The organism is Mesoterricola sp. JemC181 (assembly GCF_055384585.1).
Genome location: NZ_AP045076.1, coordinates 1481655 through 1499319, shown reverse-complemented (window position 1 = coordinate 1499319; position 17665 = coordinate 1481655). Strand labels below are relative to the sequence as shown.

General features: G+C 70.3%; 16 protein-coding genes and 1 tRNA gene. 13 read left to right on the top strand and 4 right to left on the bottom strand.

Translation table 11 applies throughout. The annotated features are described in order from the left end of the window. Positions 1 to 50 precede the first annotated feature (50 nt). Positions 51 to 127 (top strand) — tRNA-Arg (locus ACZ5MC_RS06620). Positions 128 to 213: 86 nt separating this feature from the next. After that, positions 214 to 621, top strand: coding sequence for a hypothetical protein (locus ACZ5MC_RS06615; RefSeq protein ID WP_306599531.1), 408 nt, complete (start codon positions 214 to 216; stop codon positions 619 to 621). On the opposite strand, the gene ACZ5MC_RS06610 is transcribed toward ACZ5MC_RS06615, so the two are convergent. Beyond that, complete coding sequence (locus ACZ5MC_RS06610) at positions 596 to 1849, bottom strand: cryptochrome/photolyase family protein (protein WP_464517349.1); 1254 nt, start codon at positions 1847 to 1849, stop codon at positions 596 to 598. The genes ACZ5MC_RS06615 and ACZ5MC_RS06610 overlap by 26 nt on opposite strands. A gap of 86 nt (positions 1850 to 1935) precedes the next feature. Here ACZ5MC_RS06610 and ACZ5MC_RS06605 point away from each other — a divergent pair, with 86 nt between their 5' ends. From ACZ5MC_RS06605 to ACZ5MC_RS06595, 3 genes are all read left to right on the top strand, one after another. Next, positions 1936 to 2949: a guanosine monophosphate reductase gene (locus ACZ5MC_RS06605; RefSeq protein WP_306599529.1), complete on the top strand. Its 1014-nt coding sequence runs from the start codon at positions 1936 to 1938 to the stop codon at positions 2947 to 2949. 9 nt (positions 2950 to 2958) lie between these two features. Then, a complete protein-coding gene (locus tag ACZ5MC_RS06600) occupies positions 2959 to 3474 on the top strand; it encodes a phosphoribosyltransferase (RefSeq protein ID WP_464517348.1) in 516 nt (171 codons plus the stop codon). Positions 3475 to 3677: 203 nt separating this feature from the next. Further along, on the top strand, positions 3678 to 4088 hold the full coding sequence (locus tag ACZ5MC_RS06595) for a DUF6982 domain-containing protein (RefSeq protein ID WP_306599527.1): 411 nt from the start codon (positions 3678 to 3680) through the stop codon (positions 4086 to 4088). Here ACZ5MC_RS06595 and ACZ5MC_RS06590 read toward each other — a convergent pair. Next, positions 4069 to 4566, bottom strand: a complete 498-nt coding sequence (locus tag ACZ5MC_RS06590; RefSeq protein WP_306599526.1) for a ferritin-like domain-containing protein — start codon at positions 4564 to 4566, stop codon at positions 4069 to 4071. The genes ACZ5MC_RS06595 and ACZ5MC_RS06590 overlap by 20 nt on opposite strands. A 103-nt stretch (positions 4567 to 4669) precedes the next feature. Between ACZ5MC_RS06590 and buk the strand changes: the two genes are divergently transcribed. After that, on the top strand, positions 4670 to 6883 hold the full coding sequence (gene buk, locus ACZ5MC_RS06585) for a butyrate kinase (RefSeq protein ID WP_306599525.1): 2214 nt from the start codon (positions 4670 to 4672) through the stop codon (positions 6881 to 6883). 221 nt (positions 6884 to 7104) lie between these two features. Further along, entirely contained in the window at positions 7105 to 7368 is a 264-nt protein-coding gene (locus tag ACZ5MC_RS06580) for a hypothetical protein (RefSeq protein ID WP_464517347.1), read from the top strand. Positions 7369 to 7403: 35 nt separating this feature from the next. Here the strand turns inward: ACZ5MC_RS06580 and ACZ5MC_RS06575 are convergent, their stop codons facing one another. Then, the gene (locus ACZ5MC_RS06575; RefSeq protein ID WP_306599523.1) at positions 7404 to 8309 is read right to left on the bottom strand and encodes a phosphate acyltransferase; all 906 of its coding nucleotides are present in this window, start codon (positions 8307 to 8309) and stop codon (positions 7404 to 7406) included. 104 nt (positions 8310 to 8413) lie between these two features. Between ACZ5MC_RS06575 and ACZ5MC_RS06570 the strand changes: the two genes are divergently transcribed. From ACZ5MC_RS06570 to ptsG, 6 genes are all read left to right on the top strand, one after another. Then, a complete protein-coding gene (locus ACZ5MC_RS06570) occupies positions 8414 to 9049 on the top strand; it encodes an SDR family NAD(P)-dependent oxidoreductase (protein ID WP_464517346.1) in 636 nt (211 codons plus the stop codon). 25 nt (positions 9050 to 9074) lie between these two features. Then, positions 9075 to 9416, top strand: a complete 342-nt coding sequence (locus tag ACZ5MC_RS06565) for an ATP-dependent Clp protease adaptor ClpS (protein WP_306599521.1) — start codon at positions 9075 to 9077, stop codon at positions 9414 to 9416. Position 9417: 1 nt separating this feature from the next. Continuing rightward, positions 9418 to 11670: an ATP-dependent Clp protease ATP-binding subunit ClpA gene (clpA, locus tag ACZ5MC_RS06560; protein WP_464517345.1), complete on the top strand. Its 2253-nt coding sequence runs from the start codon at positions 9418 to 9420 to the stop codon at positions 11668 to 11670. A 203-nt stretch (positions 11671 to 11873) separates the two neighbouring features. Beyond that, complete coding sequence (locus ACZ5MC_RS06555) at positions 11874 to 12809, top strand: PaaI family thioesterase (RefSeq protein WP_306599519.1); 936 nt, start codon at positions 11874 to 11876, stop codon at positions 12807 to 12809. An 87-nt stretch (positions 12810 to 12896) separates the two neighbouring features. Then, on the top strand, positions 12897 to 15401 hold the full coding sequence (gene ptsP, locus ACZ5MC_RS06550; protein ID WP_464517344.1) for a phosphoenolpyruvate--protein phosphotransferase: 2505 nt from the start codon (positions 12897 to 12899) through the stop codon (positions 15399 to 15401). A gap of 12 nt (positions 15402 to 15413) precedes the next feature. Continuing rightward, positions 15414 to 17087 (top strand): PTS glucose transporter subunit IIBC, encoded by a 1674-nt coding sequence (gene ptsG / locus ACZ5MC_RS06545; RefSeq protein WP_464517343.1) that lies wholly within the window; start codon positions 15414 to 15416, stop codon positions 17085 to 17087. 43 nt (positions 17088 to 17130) lie between these two features. Here ptsG and ACZ5MC_RS06540 read toward each other — a convergent pair whose 3' ends face one another. Beyond that, the gene (locus ACZ5MC_RS06540) at positions 17131 to 17661 is read right to left on the bottom strand and encodes an outer membrane protein (protein ID WP_306599516.1); all 531 of its coding nucleotides are present in this window, start codon (positions 17659 to 17661) and stop codon (positions 17131 to 17133) included. Between the last annotated feature and the right edge of the window lie 4 nt (positions 17662 to 17665).

Below are 17665 nucleotides of genomic sequence, written 5' to 3'. Positions count from 1 at the left end.
TTGCCCGGCCCTTGCGCCAGGTCCCGGGGGGCGTCATGATGGACGTTCTGGCAGCCGTAGCTCAGTTGGATAGAGTATTGGCCTCCGAAGCCAAGGGTCGCGCGTTCGAGTCGCGCCGGCTGCACCAAAAGCAACCCCCATCCGCCCTGGATGGGGGTTGTATATTTTCTGCCCATCCGTGACATCATGGGCCTTTCACCACGGGAGCCGCCCATGGTCGTGACCGTTTCGAACCTCGACGAGCTGATCAGCCTCCGGAAGCGGGAGCGGGACGAAGAGCAGCGCGCCTACACGCTGGCCATGGCCGGCAAGGCCGACGCCGCCCTGGGCCCCCGGGTGGTGGAGGCCATCGACCCCGGCGGCACGGCGGGCTGGGAGGTGAACCACACCTCGGCCGTGCGCCGTTTCGCCTACCGCGGCGGGGACTACCACCTCGTCCTCACCGCCATCCAGGGGGTGAACCGGGTGGAGGTGGAACTGCGCCACGTGGATCTGCGGTTCGCCCCCCTGGCCAAGAAGGCCGCCGCCGCCGACGTGTCCGAGGACTGGTTCCTGGGGGCGCTGGAAGGCCTTTCTTCCCAGGTCCTGGACCGGCTCACGAGCCCGAGGAACTTCGCCTGAGGTGGGCCTTGGCCAGGCTCAGGAACCGCTCCCGGGCCATGGCGTGGTCCACGATGGGCGGCGGGTAGCCCGCCGGCAGGCTCCCCTCCCAGGGGCTGTGGATGGTCCTCGCGGGCACCGCCGCCAGCTCGGGGACCCAGGCGCGCACGTAGGCGCCGTCCGGGTCGAAGCGCCGGCCCTGGAGCACCGGGTTGAACACCCGGAACCAGGGCTGGGCGTCGCAGCCGCAGCCGGCGCTCCACTGCCAGCCCATGGAGTTGTTGGCCAGGTCCGCGTCCTGGAGGCGGGCCAGGTAGTGGGCCTCGCCCAGGCGGTAGTCCAGGAGCAGGTGCTTGGCCAGGAAGCTGGCGGCCACCATGCGGGCGCGGTTGTGCACATAGCCCGTGGCCATCAGCTGCCGGGCGGCGGCGTCCACGAGGGGGTAGCCCGTGCGGCCCTCCACCCAGGCCTCGAGCAGGGCCGGGTCGCTGCGCCAGGGGAAGTCCCGGAAGCCGGCCTGGAAGGGGCCCTCCAGGACGGCGGGCCACTCCCGCAGGAGGTGATGGGCGAAGTCCCGCCAGACCAGCTGCCGCTGCCAGGCTTCGGCACCGGGGCGGCCGGACGCCGCGGCCCAGCAGGAGGCGGCGCTCACCCGGCCGAAGTGGAGGTCCGCGGAAAGCAGGGAGGTGCCGTCCCGGTCCATGCGGTCCCGGCCCTGGGCATAATCCGCCAGGCGGTTCTCCAGGAAGGGCGCCAGCAGGTCCGGAAGCAGGGGCCCGGCGGGCCAGCGGGGCAGTTCGGGCAGGGCGGGCAGGCGTTGCGGCGTCGCCGAGGGGGCCTCCAGGCGGGCTTCCTGCTGAAAGGAGCGGTAGAAGGCCGAGAAGACCCGGTGGCGGCCCAGGGGGCCGGCGAGGGTTTCCCCGGAAAAGAGCCGCAGGGGGCACGGGAGCGCCCCGGCCATGCGGGTTTCCAGCAGCCGGGCGGCGGGTTCCGTGAAGCCGTGGGCCAGCACGGCCTCCGCGCCCAGCTTTGCGGCCAGGCGCGGCAGCTCCTCCAGGGGGTCCCCGGGCACCCACGCGAGGCCGGACCCCAGGGCCTCCAGCCGGGCGGCAAGATCCCCCAGGCGGGGGGCGAGCCGTTCCGAAACCGGGCCCAGGAAGACCGGAACGGCCCCGCCGCCCGCCTCCGCCAGGGGCCCGTGGTCCGCCACGCGCAGGTCCTTCTCCCTGAACCAGACCAGGTTGGTCAACCGTTTCTCCTTGATTTTGCTAACGATCCCGCTCCCGAGTGAGGTCCGTCCTTTTCGGATAATCTGGAGATGAAACGGAGAGGCCCATGCCCGAAACCGCCATTACGTTCGACGACGTCCTGATGATACCGGCGTACAACCACCACGAGTCCCGCAGGATCGTGGACATCAGCATGACCGACAAGAGCGGCAAGCTGACGCTGGAACTCCCCATCATGACGGCCAATATGGACACCATCACCGAGGACGCCATGGCCGACTTCATCGGCGGGCGGGGCGGCATCGGCACCCTCCACCGGTTCTGCACGGTCGAGGAGAACGTGGCCATGTTCCTGCGCTGCAAGACCAAGGTGTTCTGCTCGGTGGGCACCTCGGAAAAGGAGATGGAGCGGGTGGAGGCCCTCAAGGACGCGGGGGCCCAGTACTTCTGCGTGGACGTGGCCCACGGGCACGCCAAGTACGTGGGCAAGATGATCAAGCGCATGCGCCAGATGCTTCCGAATGAGTGCATCATGGCGGGCAACGTGGCCACCTACGCCGGCGCCGACTACCTGGCCTCGGTGAAGGCCGACATCATCAAGGTGGGCATCGGGCCGGGCAGCGTCTGCACCACCCGCATCAAGACCGGCTTCGGCGTCCCCCAGGTCACCGCCATCCAGGAGTGCGCCCGGGCCGACCGGTCCATCGTGGCCGACGGCGGCATCCGCTACCCCGGCGACATCGTCAAGGCCCTGGCCTTCGGCGCCGACTTCGTCATGGTGGGCGGCATGCTGGCCGGCACCCGGCCCACCCCCGGCGACCCCATCCTCAACGACAAGGGCGAGCCCACCCATAAGAGCTACCGGGGCATGGCCAGCAAGGAAGCGGCCGATGACCACCTGGGCGGCCTGACCGGCTGGAAGACCGCCGAAGGGGTGGCCACCAAGGTCCCCTACCGGGAGGACGAGGAGGAGATCATCGCGGACATCGTCGGCGGCCTCCGCTCCGGCCTCACCTACGCCGGCGCCAACACCATCCGGGAACTGCAGCGCAAGCTCAACTACATGGTCGTCTCCCCCGCCTCGCGCGTGGAGAGCCTTCCCCACAAACTGCTCCAGTAGGGGACGGACATGGCCGAGAAGCGCTATTTCAGCTACAACGAGATCCACCGCACCGTGGCCGAGCTGTCCAGGGAGATCCTGGCCAGCGGCTTCGACCCCGACGTCACCGTGGCCATCGGCACCGGCGGCTTCATTCCCGCCCGCATCCTCAAGACCTATCTGAAGAAGCCCATCCTCACGGTGGGCGTGAAGCTCTACGGGGACGACAACACCATCGAGGGCGGCCCCTCCAAGGTCCAGTGGATCGACGAGGTGGAGCGCAAGCTGAAGGGCCGCAGGGTCCTGCTCATCGACGAGGTGGACGACACGCGCACCACCCTGGCCTACTGCCTGCGCGAGCTCCTCTCCCACCAGCCCGCGGAGATCGCCGTGGCCGTGCTGCACTGCAAGGACAAGGCGAAGCTGGACCAGATCCCGCCCCAGGTGACCCGCTACTGGGCCGGACAGCACCTGGAGGACATCTGGGTGGTCTACCCCTGGGACGCCGAGGACATCGACGACCATTCCCGCCGGGCGGGAGCCTGAGCGCCTTGGAAATTCACCTTGGCATTAAAAACTGAAATACTGAATTGATTGAATTTTAGTCTTGAACCCAAAGGGGTTATATAAGCTTGTATTATTTTAACCCCCTGAAATAAGTGCTTCCAAAATCCATATATAGGCTTATCTTTCCCATGAGGTCCACTATTCTGCCCGACCGGACGGACAGTGGGGATCAGGAGGAAGAAATGAACCAAGTCGTCGCCCGGTACCTGGATGGCCACCTCCTCAAGGGCCACACGGTCGATTTCCTCCCCACCAGCGACCGCTTCCACCTCTTCCCGGCCGGATCGTACCCCGGTTCCCGGCCTCTCGAGATCGACGTGCACGATCTCAAGGGCATCTTCTTCGTCAAGAACCTGCAGGGCAATCCCGCCCATGTGAAGCGCAACATCTTCGAGCCCACCAACCTGACGCCAGGCAAGAAGATCCGGGTGGTGTTCAAGGACGGGGAAGTTCTCCTGGGGCATGCCCAGGGCTACCACCCCGAGCGCAAGGGCTTCTTCATCCTGCCGGCGGACCAGCGCAGCAACAACGAACGGTGCTACGTGGTCTCCTCCGCCACCCGGGAGGTATCGGTCATCGCGTCCGGAACATGAGGTCCAGGTCCTCCTTGAGACCCTGGAGATCCTCCTCGTGCTCGACCTCCTGGGTGAGGATGGTCAGGGCGATGTTGTAGGTGACGGGGTCGGCCTCGCGGGTGATGTCCATCAGGTTCTTGTAGACCGAGATGGCGCACTGCTCCCCGGCGATGTTCTGGTCCAGCAGCGTGCCCACGTAGGGGTCCGCCGGGGCGTCGTAGGCGCAGGGGCTGAACTCGGCCCACTGGGAGGGGGCCAGGACCGGCGTGCCGCCCAGCTGGATGATGCGGTTGCTCAGCAGCAGGGCGTGGCCCAGCTCCTCGGTGGCGTGGAGGTTCAGCTCGGCGGCCACCGCGTCCTTCATGGGGCCCTTGATGAGCTTGGCGCCCAGCCAGTACTGGTAGTAGGCCAGCCACTCGCTGGCGTAGGCGGCATTGAGGAGCTTCAGGAGTTCGTTGACGTCCATGCCGACGATCGAGGTTCCGCGCGTTCCCATGGGAGTCTCCTTTGCCGCCCAGGATACCCCAGTTGTGATCGACTTGCATGGCCCCCTCGCTACAATCCACTGTCCTGAATGGTTGGAATCGCCGGAGGCTCGCATGTTCGACATCGAAGGGTCCATGGACCAGCAGATCCTCGCCGAGGGCCGGACGCGGCCGGCCGTGATCTTCCCCGAGGCCCTGGATCCGCGGATCATCGAGGCGGCCTGCAACCTCACCCGCTTCGCCCGGCCCGTGTTCCTGGCCACCGAGGGCGAGGTGCGGGAGGTCATCGCGAAGGACCTGGCGCACCTGGATCCCACCCGGGTGGCGTTCGCCCTCTCCGAGAGCGCCTTCGTGGACATCGGCAAGCGCCCCGACCTGGTCGGGGAGTTCGCGCGGCTCCACCAGGAGGAGCAGCGCGCCGAGGGCCGGGAGGTGAACCTCTTCGACGCCATGTGCTGGGCCTCGGTGCCCGTGAACTTCGGCATCTGCGCCGTGGCCCAGGGCCACGCGGACACCGTGGTGGGGGGCGTGGCCACCGGGGAGAAGCAGTTCTTCCGGCCCATGCTCAAGGCGCTCCGGGCCCAGGAGCACTGCTGCGAGGCGGGGATCTTCGTCCTTCCCGACGAGCATCCCAGGGACATCATGAACGAGAATATCGTCGTGTTCGGGGACGTGGGCGTCAACGCCGTCATGACCCCCGAGGCCCTGGCGGCCGCGGCCGTGGGCACCTGCGCCATCGCCCGCGACCTCATCCCCGAGTCCGTGCTCCCCGTGATCCACGGCGCCATCGTCTCCTACTCCAACCGCGGCTCCGACGAGGGCCCCGGCCCCGACCTGGTGCGCCAGGCCACCGCCCTGGTGCCGGCCCTGCTGGAGCAGCGGGTCCAGCGCGGCGAGCGCTACCGGTCCATCCGGATCGAGGGCGAGGTGAAGGTGAGCGTGGCCCTCTCCCAGCGTTCGGCCACCTACTACCAGGGCGGCAAGGACGTGAAATGGCCGGGCTCGGCCAACGTGATCATCTGCCCCAACCTCGACATGGGCAACCTGCTCTACCACCTCTACGCCACCCGCTTTCCCGACGCCAAGAAGTTCCCCGTCCTCTTCGGCCTGCGCTTCAAGGGCGTGGACCTGGCCATGGACTGCACGCCCGAGGACATCCGCCTCGCGGTCAAGGCCTCCGTGCTGCGCATGCTCAAGTACGGCGTCTGGGACGAGACGCCGAAGGACACCTTCTTCCGCCGCTACCGGGTGCTGGCCATCAACCCCGGCTCCACCTCCACCAAGATCGCCTTCTTCGAGGGGGACACGGAGCGCTTCACCCAGGAGCTGCAGCATACCGCCGAGGAGCTGGCGCCCTTCGACGGCATGAGCATCACGGCCCAGTTCGCCTTCCGCAAGGAGGCCATCCTGAAGTTCCTGGCCGACAGCGGCCTGACGGTGGACGGCCTGGACGCCGTGGCGGGCCGGGGCGGGCTCCTGTGGCCCATGTCCCACGGCACCTTCACCGTCAACGAGGCCATGGCCCGGGACCTCCTGGACGGCGTCCAGGGCGACCACGCCTCCAACCTCGGCGGCCTCATCGCCCGGGAGCTGGTGGCCGGCTCCGCCCGGCCCGCCTTCATCGTGGACCCCGTGGTGGTGGACGAAGTGGACGAGGTCGCCCGGATCACCGGCGTCAAGCGCATCCGCCGGGTCGTCATCAGCCACGCCCTGAACCAGATCGCCACGGCCCGCCGCTATGCGGAGGAGCAGGAGACCTTCTACGAGCGCATCAACGTCGTCGTGGCCCACCTGGGCGGCGGCATTTCCGTGGGCGCCCACTGCAAGGGCCGCTATGTGGACGTGAACAACGCCCTGGACGGGGAGGGCCCCTTCACCCCCCAGCGCTCGGGGTCCCTGCCCGTGGGCCAGCTCATCGACCTGTGCTTCTCCGGAGAGCTCACCCGGGACGAGCTCAAGCGCCTCAACAAGGGCCGGGGCGGCCTCATCGACCTCCTGGGCACCGCCGACCTGAGGGCCCTGGAGGCCCGCTACCTGGCCGGGGAGGCCGAGGTGGTGCTGGTGATGGACGCCATGGCCTACCAGATCGCCAAGTGGATCACCTCCCTCCTGCCGGCGTTCAAGGGCCAGCCCGTGGACCGGGTGCTCCTCACCGGCGGCATGGCCCGCTGCCGGCCCACCGTGGACTACATCCGCAAGGCCATCGCGGCCCTGGGTTGCGGTGTCACCGTCTACCCCGGAGAAAATGAAATGGCCGCCCTTGCCAAGGGGGCCCTCCGGGTCCTGGCCGGGAAGGAAACCGCGAAAACTTATACCGGGCGAGCCTAAAATCCCCCTTCGGCATGCATGCGCCGCCTCCAATTCAATGAATTAATATTTGCCCAAAAAATAGGCATATCTTGTTCGGCTCAAATTAAATATTGATAGTTCTTGCCCCGGGATTAAGCTTCCGCCAGCAGGTTGCTAATTCCGGGGATCACCCTATCTTGATATCCCCGGTCGAGACGGGACCCGCGTGGCGGGAGGTGGCCGTGTCCGATGGAACCACGATGAACGTGCTGGGCCTGGAGACGTTGCTCCAGGGCATCGCTCCTCCGTTCCAGCAGGACTTCCTGACCGTTCTCGTGAAGGAGGGGTTCGAAATCACCCGTGGCATTCCCAACCTGCAACTGCCCCAGGAGATCGATGATTCGATCGGCTGGCTGGCGGATGCCCGGTTCGGGGATACCTGGGTCCGGCTCCATCGCCTGCTGGTTCATGCGGCGGTGGACGGGACCCTGGTGGATCTGAGTTTCGGGGCCGGCGGCTCCTGAGGGGGGATTGTGCTGCCGGCCCCGCGGGGGAAGGGTCACTTGGCGGTGAGCGCCGCCAGGGTGATGGAGTAGAGCTTGGTCAGGACGCTGTCGCCCCGGGAGCTGAGGATGCAGGGCGCCTGGGCCCCCGCCACCATGGCCGCCAGTTCGCACCCGGCGAGCTTGCTGCTGGTCTTGTAGAACACGTTGCCGGCGTCGATGTTGGGGAACACCAGGCAGTCCGCGTCCCCGGCCACGTCCCCGGCGATGCCCTTGGTGGCGGCGGACTCCGCGTCCACGGCCACGTCCAGGGCCATGGGGCCGTCCACGAAGGCGCCCTTGATCTGCCCCCGCTCCGCCATCTTGGCGATGACCGCCGCGTCCATGGTGGCCTGCACCTTGGGCAGCACCTGCTCGGAGGCGGCGATGAGGGCCACCTTGGGCCTGGCGATGCCCAGGGCCTGGGCCACGCCGATGACGTAGTTCGTGATGGCCACCTTCTCCCGGAGGTCCGGATAGGGCAGAACGGCCACGTCGCCGCAGACGATGAGCTTGGGGTAGCTCGCGTACTCGATGACCGAGACGTGGGAGAGGATGGCGCCGGAATCCATGAGGCCCGTCTCCTTGTTGAGGATCGCGCGCATGTACTTGTCCGTGCTCACCAGGCCCTTCATGAGGATCTGGCCGCCGGCGCTCTTCACCAGGGCCACGGCCTTGGCGGCGGCCCGGGTGTCCACGGGCTCGTGCACGAAGGTGAACCGGGCGGGGTCGAAGCCGTGGTCGGCGCACACCTGGCGCATCACGGCCTCGTCGCCCACCAGCGTGGCCTCGACGATGCCGCGCTCCACCGCGTCGTGCACCGCCTCGATGGTGTGGGCGTCGTTGGCGTAGGCCGCCACCAGGCGCCTGCGGGGCCTGGACTTGACGGCTTCGAGCATCTGTTCGAGACGGGTGATGGGCATCGGGACCTCCGGTGTCGTTGCGTTCATGGCTTCGCGGCAAGTGTACAACGGCCCTCCGGCGGCCCCGGGGCGTTGTGACCCCCATCATCCGGTAGGATGGAGCCATGGCGAATCCACTGGCAGTGATCCTTGGGGCCGGGCCGGGCATCGGCCTCGCCGCCGCCCTCCGCTTCCGGCGGGAGGGCTTCCGGGTGGCCATGGTGGCCCGGCCCGGCGACGACCTGGAGGGTTTCGGGAAGGCCCTGGACGGGGGCCTCGTCCTGGGCGCGGACCTGGCCGGAGGCGTCCCCACGGCCGCCATCGAGGCCTGGGGGGGCTTCCCCCGGGTGCTCCTGTACAACGCCTCCGCGGGCGCCGCGGGACCTGCGGCGGAACTGACGCCCGAACAGGCCCTGGCCGACCTCCGGGTGAACGTGGCCGCGGCCCTGGCCGGGGCACGGTGGGCCCTGCCCTCCATGCGGGCCGAGGGCGAGGGAACCCTGCTCTTCACCGGCGGCGGCATCGGCCTCAAGCCCCAGCGGGGCCTTGCCTCGGGGTCCCTGGGCAAGGCCGCCCTGCGCAGCCTGGCCCTCAGCTTCGCCGAGGAGCTGGAGCCCGAGGGCATCCACGCGGCCATCGTGACGGTTCGCGGCTTCGTGCGGGCGGGGACGGAGCTGAGCCCGGAGGCCGTCGCCGCGTGCTTCTGGGAGCTCCACGCCCAGCCGCGGGGTTCCTGGGACAGCGAGCGGGTTATGCCCTAGAATGGTCCTGGGAAACCTCCGCGACATGGCCAAACCTTTCTCAGACGATTCCAGGGACAGCCAAGGCGGTGCGGGCACCCGCACCGCCCCCCGCACGCGCCTCAAGCTCACCCCCCCGGTGCTGTGGAAGGTCATCCTCCACAACGACGACTTCACCACCCGGGAATTCGTGGTGATGATCCTGGAGACGGTCTTCCGCAAGCCGGAGGCCGAGGCGGTGCGCATCATGCTGGACGTCCACCGCCGGGGCACGGGCGTGGCGGGCGTGTATCCCTTCGACGTGGCCGACACGAAGGTGGCCCAGGTGCGCGCCCTGGCCGAGGAGAAGGAGTTCCCGCTGCTGTGCACCCTCGAACCGGAGGCCTGACATGGCCGTGCCCACCCCGACGATCGCCCCCGCGTTGAACCGCTGCATCCAGGCGGCCTTTGCCTCCGCCCGGGAGGCCCGGCACGAATACTTGACCCTGGAGCACCTGCTCCTGGCCCTCCAGGCGGACCCCCAGGTGGCGGCCGCCGTGGCCGCCTGCGGCGGGGACGCCTCGAAGCTGGGGACGGAGCTGCGCGTTTGGCTGGAGGCGAACCTCGAGGTCCTCCCGCCGGGGGCCGCCTTCAACCCGATCCCCACCATGGGCTTCAACCGCGTCATGGAACAGGCCATCCTCCACACCATCTCCTCGGAGCGCTCCACCGTGGACAGCGGGGCGGTGCTGGTGGCCCTCCTGGCCGAGAAGGAGTCCCAGGCCGCCTACCTCCTGAAGCGCCAGGGCATCAACCGCCTGCCCCTCCTGAAGCACCTCTCCCACGGCGGCGCCAAGGCCGGCTCAGGCACCGCCCCGGCGGAAAGTCCCGAGGCCGAGGAGGAGGCCCCGGCCAAGGATCCCCTCAAGGCCTACGCCACCGACCTGGTGGCGCGCGCGGCGGAGGGACGGATCGATCCCCTCATCGGACGCGACGAGGAGATGGACCGCATCATCCACGTGCTGAGCCGCCGCAGGAAGAACAACCCGCTGCTCGTGGGCGAGGCCGGCGTGGGCAAGACGGCCGTGGCCGAGGGACTGGCCCTGCGCATCCACGAGGGCAAGGTGCCCGACGCCCTCAAGGGCGCGCGGTTCTTCTCGCTGGACATGGGCTCGCTCCTGGCCGGCACCCGCTACCGGGGCGACTTCGAGGAGCGCGTGAAGGCCGTGCTGGCGGCCCTGGCGGCCCATCCCGGGAGCCTGCTCTTCATCGACGAGATCCACACCCTGGTGGGCGCGGGCGCGGTGAGCGGCGGCGCCATGGACGCCTCCAACCTCCTCAAGCCGGTGCTGGCCAGCGGCGAGCTGCGCTGCATCGGCGCCACCACTTTCCAGGAGGCCAAGAGCTCCCTGGACCGGGACCGCCCCCTGTCGCGGCGCTTCCAGAAGGTGGAGATCAACGAGCCCACGGAGGCCGACAGCGTGGCCATCCTCAAGGGACTGCGCCCGAAGTACGAAGAGCACCACGGCGTGAAGTACGCCGACGCCGCGCTGGAGGCCGCCGTGCGCCTCTCCAGCCGCTACCTGCGGGACCTGGCCCTGCCCGACAAGGCCATCGACGTGCTGGACGAGGCCGGCGCGGCCCTGAAGCTCCTCCCCGGCCGCAGGCGCCGCAAGACCGTCACCGAGGCCGACGTGGAGACCGTCGTGGCCCGCATGGCGCGCATGCCCCTGCAGGCGGTGAACGCCGACGACCGCGAGAAGCTCGCCGGCCTCGAGGACGGCCTCAAGGCCGTGCTCTTCGGCCAGGACGAGGCCATCGCCAAGGTGTGCGGCGCCATCCGCCTCTCCCGTTCCGGCCTGCGCGGCTTCGAGCGTCCCGTGGGCTCGTTCCTCTTCGCGGGCCCCACCGGCGTGGGCAAGACCGAGCTGGCCCGGCAGCTGGCGAAGATCCTGGACGTGGAGTTCATCCGCTTCGACATGTCCGAGTACATGGAGAAGCACGCCGTGAGCCGCCTCATCGGCGCCCCTCCCGGCTACGTGGGCTTCGAGGACGGCGGCCTCCTGGTGGACGCCGTGCGCAGGAACCCCCACGCGGTGGTCCTCCTGGACGAGATCGAGAAGGCCCACCCCGACATCTACGCCATCCTCCTCCAGGTCATGGACCACGCCACCCTCACCGACAACCACGGCCGCAAGGCCGACTTCCGCCACGCCGCCCTGATCATGACCACCAACGCCGGCGCGAGGAACCTCAGCCAGCGCAAGGTGGGCTTCGCCGACGCCGGCACCGGCGGCAGCGCCCGGGGGGCGCTGGAAAAGGCCTTCAGCCCCGAGTTCCGCAACCGCCTGGACGCCATCGTGACCTTCGGCCCCCTGGGCAGGCCCGAGATCCTCAAGGTGGTGGACAAGAACCTGAAGGAGCTGCAGGCGCTCCTGGACGAGAAGAACGTGGTGCTGGAGGTCGCGAAGCCCGCCAGGGAGTGGCTGGCCGAGAAGGGCTACGACCCCGCCTTCGGCGCCCGCCCCATGGCGCGGGTGGTGGAGGAGCACCTGAAGAAGCCGCTGGCCAACGAGATCCTGTTCGGGGCGCTGAAGGACGGCGGGACGGCCATGGTGACGCGCGACGGCGACGGCCTGGCCATCACCGCGGCTTCGAGGTAGGGCGCCGGGCCGGAGGCCATCACGAACCGTTGGAATCTTCAGGATTCCCGCCACCCCTGCATGGAGAGCACTTGGGTCAATGCACTTTTTGCGGATCAGCACTTTCGGATGGATGGGGGTGGCTGAGGGGATACGCCCGGTCATGGGCGTTCCTGCGATGAAGAAATCAGTCCTGCCGCGGAAGCCAGCCTAGAATGTTTCTGATGACGAAGCCCCCAAGCCCCGCCCCCGACCTCCGCCAGCGGTTCGACCAGCGCATGGCCATCATCCCCTACTCCCGCATGGCGGGCATGACCATCGCCGGCGTGGACGCGGACGGCGTGACCCTCCACCAGCCGGTCCGGCCCGAATGGAGCGGAGACGTGACGCGCAACCGCATCCACACGGGGTGCATCTGCGCGCTGGCGGACACGGCGTGCGGGTTCGCGGTGGGGGCGGCCATCGGCGAGGCCGGGAACTTCGCGACGCTGGACCTGCGCATGGACTACCTGCGCTCCGCGGACGCGGGCGGGGACCTCACGGCCCACGCGCACTGCCACCGGGTGTCCCGCAGCGTGGCCTTCGTGACCGGGGAGGTCCGGCAGCCGGGCAGCGGCGAGGTGATCGCGCTGGTGAACGCCACCTTCATGCGCACGGCGGGAACCTCCGGGAGCGGGCCGCGCAAGGCGCTCATTCCGGACCCCGCCCTGCACCAGGTGTCGCCCGAGGCCCACGAGGCCGCGTCCCAGGCCACCCACCCCGCCATCCCCGAAGGCCGGTCGCCCTACGTGGACTTCCTGGGGGTGGTGATGCACCCCCAGGTGGAGGCCGGCCCCATCCTCCGCCTGCCCTACCGCGGCGAGCTCATCGGCAACCCCCGGCTGCCGGCCATCCACGGCGGCGTGCTCGCGGGCTTCGCGGAGACGGTGATGTTCATGCACCTGGTCGCCACCAACGCGCCCATGACCCCGGCCATTCCCAAGGCGGTGGACTTCTCCATCGACTACCTGCGGCCGGCCCGTCCGGTGGACACCTACGGGCAGGGCATCACGATCCGCCTGGGCAACCGCGTCTCCCTGGTCCAGGCCAACCTCTGGCAGGAGGACCCCCAGCGGCCCGTGGCGGCCACGCGGGGACACTGGCTGATGCCGCAGGCCTGAGTCGGCCGATCGCCCACTATTAATTGTTTTTTCCTATTCCCGGGCCGAGGTGCCACACTGACGGCACAATCCCCGGAAGGAGTCCCCATGGTCGTATCCACGCCCGCGGCCGTCCAACTGGAGCTGCGCGCTCCCCTTTCTGGCATCCTGGTCCCCCTGGACGAGGTGCCCGATCCCGTCTTCGCCGGGAGGCTGGTGGGGGACGGGATCGCCATCGACCCCACCTCCTCCGTCCTGGTGGCCCCGCTGGCGGGCACCGTCACCCAGCTGCACGCCGCCCACCACGCCCTGGCCATCACCTCCGCCTCGGGGGTGGAGGTGCTCCTGCACATCGGGCTCGACACGGTGGAACTCAAGGGCGAGGGCTTCCAGGCCAAGGTGCGCATGGGGGACCGGGTGGCCGCGGGCCAGCCCCTCGTCGCCTTCGACGCGGCCCTGGTGGGCCGCAGGGCCCGGAGCCTCCTCACCCTGATGGTCATCCCGGACGGCGCCCGGGTGGCCTCCCTGCGTCCGGCCTCGGGCCTGGTGGTGGCCGGGCGGGACCTGGCCTTCGCGCTCACCCTGCGGGAGCAGCAGGACGGCGCCGCGGGGAACGCGGGGGTCACGGTGGAATCGGATGCGGTCGTCCTGCCCAACCCCGCGGGGCTGCACGCCCGCCCCGCAGCGCTCCTCGCGGCCGAGGCCAAGCGCTTCGGGGCCGCCGTCCGGCTCGTGAAGGGCGGCACGGAGGTGAACGCCAAGTCCGTGGTGGCCATCCTGGGCCTGGGCGCCAAGGGCGGGGACGCCCTGCGCGTGCGCGCCACCGGGGCAGGCGCCGCCGAAGCCGCGGCGGCCCTGGCCGCGCTCCTGGCCGCGGGCTGCGGCGACGCTTCCGTGGAGAGCCCCGCGGCGGCGCCGCGGGCCTCGGCGGGCTCGGGAGAACTGGCAGGGGTGCCGGCCTCGCCGGGCTTCGCGGTGGGGCGCATCTTCCAATACCGGCCGGAGCCGCCTCCGGTGGCCGAGGAGGGCCGGGGCCCAGCCCTGGAGCGCTCCCGCCTGGAGGCCGCCCTGGGGGAGGCGGGACTCGCGCTGGACGCCATCGTCGCCGGCGCGGCCCCGGGCTCGCCCCGCCGGGAGATCCTGTCGGCCCACCGGGAGCTCCTGGCGGACCCCGACCTGGCGGACCTTGCCCTCGAGGGCATCGCCGCCGGCCGGAGCGCGGCCTTCGCATGGCGCGCCGCCTTCACCCGCCACGCGACGCTCCTGGCGGGCCTGGACTCGCCCCTGCTGCGGGAGCGGGCCGGCGACATCCGGGACGTGGGTCGCCGGGTGCTGGCCCTGCTCGCCGGCGCCGGCCCGGGCCGGCTGGAGGCGCCGGAGGACACCATCCTCGTGGCGGAGGAGCTCTCGCCCTCCGAGGCGGCCCAGCTGGACCGCACGAGGGTGCTGGGCCTGTGCACCACCACCGGCGGGCCCACGGGCCACGTGGCGATCCTGGCGCGGTCCCTGGGGATCCCGGCCGTCTGCGGCATCGACGAGGCCGTCCTGGACCTGGCCGGCGGCACCCTGGCGGTGCTGGACGGCACCCTGGGGGTCCTGCGCCCGGACCCGGGCGAGGCCGACCTGGTGCAGGCCCTGGCCCGCATCGACCGCCAGGCCTCCCAGCGGGCCCTGGAGCGCGAGGCGGCGCAGAAACCGGCCGTCACCGCCGACGGCTTCCCGGTGGAGGTCGCCGCCAACATCCGCAACGCCGCCGACGCCCGGGAGGCCGTGGCCGCGGGGGCCCAGGCGGTGGGCCTCCTGCGCAGCGAGTTCCTCTTCCACGACCGGCCCGAAGCTCCGACCGAGGACGCCCAGGCCGAGGAGTACGGCGCCTGCGCGGCGGCCCTGGGCCCGGGCCGCAGGCTCGTGGTGCGCACCCTGGACGTGGGCGGGGACAAGCCCCTGGCCTACCAGCCCCTGCCCCGGGAGGACAACCCCTTCCTGGGCCTGCGCGGCATCCGCGTGAGCCTGGACCGGCCCGGGCTCTTCCGCGCCCAGCTGCGGTCCCTGCTGCGGGCGGCGCACCTGGGCGACCTCCACATCATGTTCCCCATGGTGGCCACCCTGGAGGAGCTGCGCGCCGCCAAGGCCATCCTCGCGGAGGAGGCGGGGACCCAGTACCCCGCCGTGAAGGTGGGCGTGATGATCGAGGTTCCCTCCGCCGCGCTCATCGCCGACGCCCTGGCCCGGGAGGTGGACTTCTTCTCCATCGGCACCAACGACCTCACCCAGTACTGCCTGGCCATGGACCGCGGCCACCCCAGGCTGGCGCGGCAGGCCGACGCCCTGCACCCCGCGGTGCTCCGGCTCATCGCCCTCACCGTGGAGGCCGCGCACCGCCACGGCAAGTGGGTGGGCGTCTGCGGCGGACTCGCCTCCGACCTGCTCGCCCTGCCCGCCCTCCTGGGTCTGGGGGTCGACGAGCTGAGCGTCGACGTCCCCTCCATCGGGGCCGTCAAGTGCCGGCTCTCGCGGCTGGCCCGCACCGAGTGCGAGGCCCTGGCACGGGAGCTGCTCACCCTTCCCACCGCGATGGAGGTCCGGGCGCGCCTGGCCTCCATGGCCGACTGACCGGAGTCCGCCATGAACCTCAATCCGTTCGGTTTCCTCCAGAAGGTCGGCAAGGCCCTGATGCTCCCCGTTGCCGTGCTGCCCGTGGCGGGGCTGCTCCTGGGCATCGGCGCGGCCCACTTCTCCTTCATCCCCGCCCCGGCCTCCATCATCATGAAGGAGTCGGGCGACGTCATCTTCGGCAGCCTGCCGCTCATCTTCGCCATCGGCGTGGCGCTGGGCTTCACGGACAACGACGGCGTCTCCGCCGTCGCCGCGGCCATCGGCTTCCTGGTGATGACGGCCACCCTGGGCGTCATGGCCGGCCTCTTCCACGTGCCCCCGAAGACCGTCATGGGCATCCCCTCCATGCAGACCGGCGTCTTCGGCGGCATCCTTGCGGGGGGCCTCGCGGCCTTCATGTTCAACCGCTTCTATCGCATCTCGCTGCCGGACTACCTGGGGTTCTTCGGCGGCAAGCGCTTCGTGCCCATCATCACCGCCCTGGGGGCGATCCTCCTGGGCGTCCTGCTCTCCGTCATCTGGCCGCCGGTGCAGGGCGGGATCAACGGCCTCTCCCACTGGGCCGCCGTGGGCAGCCCCCGCACCGCCGCCACCCTCTATGGCCTCGTGGAGCGGCTGCTGCTGCCCTTCGGCCTCCACCACATCTGGAACGTGCCCTTCTTCTTCGAGATGGGATCCTACACCGACGCCGCGGGCAAGGCCGTGAGCGGGGACATCAACCGCTTCTTCGCGGGCGACCCCACCGCCGGGATCCTTTCCGGCGCCTTCCTCTTCAAGATGTTCGGCCTGCCCGGGGCGGCCATCGCCATCTGGCACACGGCCCGGCCCGAGAACCGCGTGAAGGTGGGCGGCATCATGGTGTCGGCCGCGCTCACCTCGTTCCTCACGGGCATCACCGAACCCATCGAGTTCGCCTTCATGTTCGTGGCGCCGGCGCTGTACCTGGTCCACGCCGTGCTGGCGGCCTCCACCCAGTTCGTGGCCAACACCCTGGGCATGCACATGGGCTTCACCTTCTCCCAGGGCGGCATCGACTTCCTCATGTTCAACGCGCTGGGCCGTTTCGCCCAGAACTGGTGGCTGGTGCTCCTGCTCGGCCCCGCGTACGGCCTGGCCTACTACGGGATCTTCCGCTGGGTGATCCTGCGCTTCGACCTCCGGACGCCGGGCCGGGAGGACGAGGCGGCCCCTGCCCGGGCCGGCCTCGGCGCCGGCGGGCGCGCCGGGGACCTGGTGGCGGCCTTCGGGGGGCGGGAGAACATCGCCAGCCTCGACGCCTGCATCACCCGCCTGCGGGTGGCGGTGCGCGACGCGGCCCGGGTGGACGACGCCGCCCTCAAGGCCCTGGGCGCCTCGGGCGTGGTGCACGTGGGCAAGAGCGTCCAGGCCATCTTCGGGCCCCTGTCGGAGAACCTGAAGACCGACATGGAGCTGCACCTCAGGGGCGGCGCCCGCCCCGAAGGCCGGGCCCTGCGGCTCCTGGAGGCCCTCAAGGGCCGCGGGAACATCCTCGCCCTGGACCCGGTGGCGGCAACGCGCCTGCGGGTGCGCCTGGCTGACCCGGACCTGGACCCCAAGGCCCTGGAGGCCGCCGGCGTGAGGGCCGTCATGGACCTGCCCGGCGGCGAGCGGGACCTCATCGTGGGCATGGAGGCCGGGGCACTCGCCGAGGCCCTGAAATAGGCAACGCCCCCCGGGCGGGGGGCCTTGCCCGGTTGACGTTCAGCTATTTCCGGAGGACCACGCCCAGGTAGAAGGCCACGTTGTTCTGCCCCTTGCCCGCGAACCGCGTGAACACGAACTCCTCCTGGGCCCGCAGCGAGACGTTGCGGTTGAGGGCGAAGTCCACCCCCGCGCCCGGCGCGAGGGCCAGGGAGTTCTTCTTGTCGGAGGCGGCGCCCTCCCAGGCCGACAGTTGCTGGAAGCCGGCCAGGACGTGGGCGAAGGCCTGCCAGCGGGGGGCGAGGGTGCGGGAGTAGCGCGGCCCGGCCATGAGGCCCAGCTGGCGCATGCTCACGGAGCCGCCTTCGGTGCCGGTCTGGCGGTTGAAGGCCGCCTCCAGGCTCCAGGTGCGGTCGAAGCTGTGCCGGAAGCCCAGGGAGAAACCGTTGAGCCGCTGGTCGAGGCCCGAGGAAGGACGCTCGTGGAAGGCGGAGTAGCCGAGCGTCGCTTCCGGCGCGGGGGCCTGGGCCAGGGCCGGCAGGGCGCAGAGCAGGGCGGCCGCGGTGAAGAGTCGGTGCAGGAATTCCCGATGCATGCGT

Bases quoted from the DNA above. Each gene is read 5' to 3' on its own strand.
- clpA (WP_464517345.1), top strand. From the start codon at position 9,418: ATGGCCGTGCCCACCCCGACGATCGCCCCCGCGTTGAACCGCTGCATC.
- ACZ5MC_RS06575 (WP_306599523.1), bottom strand. From the start codon at position 8,309: ATGCCCATCACCCGTCTCGAACAGATGCTCGAAGCCGTCAAGTCCAGG.
- ACZ5MC_RS06605 (WP_306599529.1), top strand. From the start codon at position 1,936: ATGCCCGAAACCGCCATTACGTTCGACGACGTCCTGATGATACCGGCG.
- ptsG (WP_464517343.1), top strand. From the start codon at position 15,414: ATGAACCTCAATCCGTTCGGTTTCCTCCAGAAGGTCGGCAAGGCCCTG.
- ACZ5MC_RS06555 (WP_306599519.1), top strand. From the start codon at position 11,874: ATGACGAAGCCCCCAAGCCCCGCCCCCGACCTCCGCCAGCGGTTCGAC.
- ACZ5MC_RS06615 (WP_306599531.1), top strand. From the start codon at position 214: ATGGTCGTGACCGTTTCGAACCTCGACGAGCTGATCAGCCTCCGGAAG.
- ACZ5MC_RS06600 (WP_464517348.1), top strand. From the start codon at position 2,959: ATGGCCGAGAAGCGCTATTTCAGCTACAACGAGATCCACCGCACCGTG.
- ACZ5MC_RS06590 (WP_306599526.1), bottom strand. From the start codon at position 4,566: ATGGGAACGCGCGGAACCTCGATCGTCGGCATGGACGTCAACGAACTC.
- ACZ5MC_RS06580 (WP_464517347.1), top strand. From the start codon at position 7,105: ATGAACGTGCTGGGCCTGGAGACGTTGCTCCAGGGCATCGCTCCTCCG.
- ACZ5MC_RS06570 (WP_464517346.1), top strand. From the start codon at position 8,414: ATGGCGAATCCACTGGCAGTGATCCTTGGGGCCGGGCCGGGCATCGGC.
- buk (WP_306599525.1), top strand. From the start codon at position 4,670: ATGTTCGACATCGAAGGGTCCATGGACCAGCAGATCCTCGCCGAGGGC.
- ptsP (WP_464517344.1), top strand. From the start codon at position 12,897: ATGGTCGTATCCACGCCCGCGGCCGTCCAACTGGAGCTGCGCGCTCCC.
- ACZ5MC_RS06540 (WP_306599516.1), bottom strand. From the start codon at position 17,661: ATGCATCGGGAATTCCTGCACCGACTCTTCACCGCGGCCGCCCTGCTC.
- ACZ5MC_RS06595 (WP_306599527.1), top strand. From the start codon at position 3,678: ATGAACCAAGTCGTCGCCCGGTACCTGGATGGCCACCTCCTCAAGGGC.
- ACZ5MC_RS06565 (WP_306599521.1), top strand. From the start codon at position 9,075: ATGGCCAAACCTTTCTCAGACGATTCCAGGGACAGCCAAGGCGGTGCG.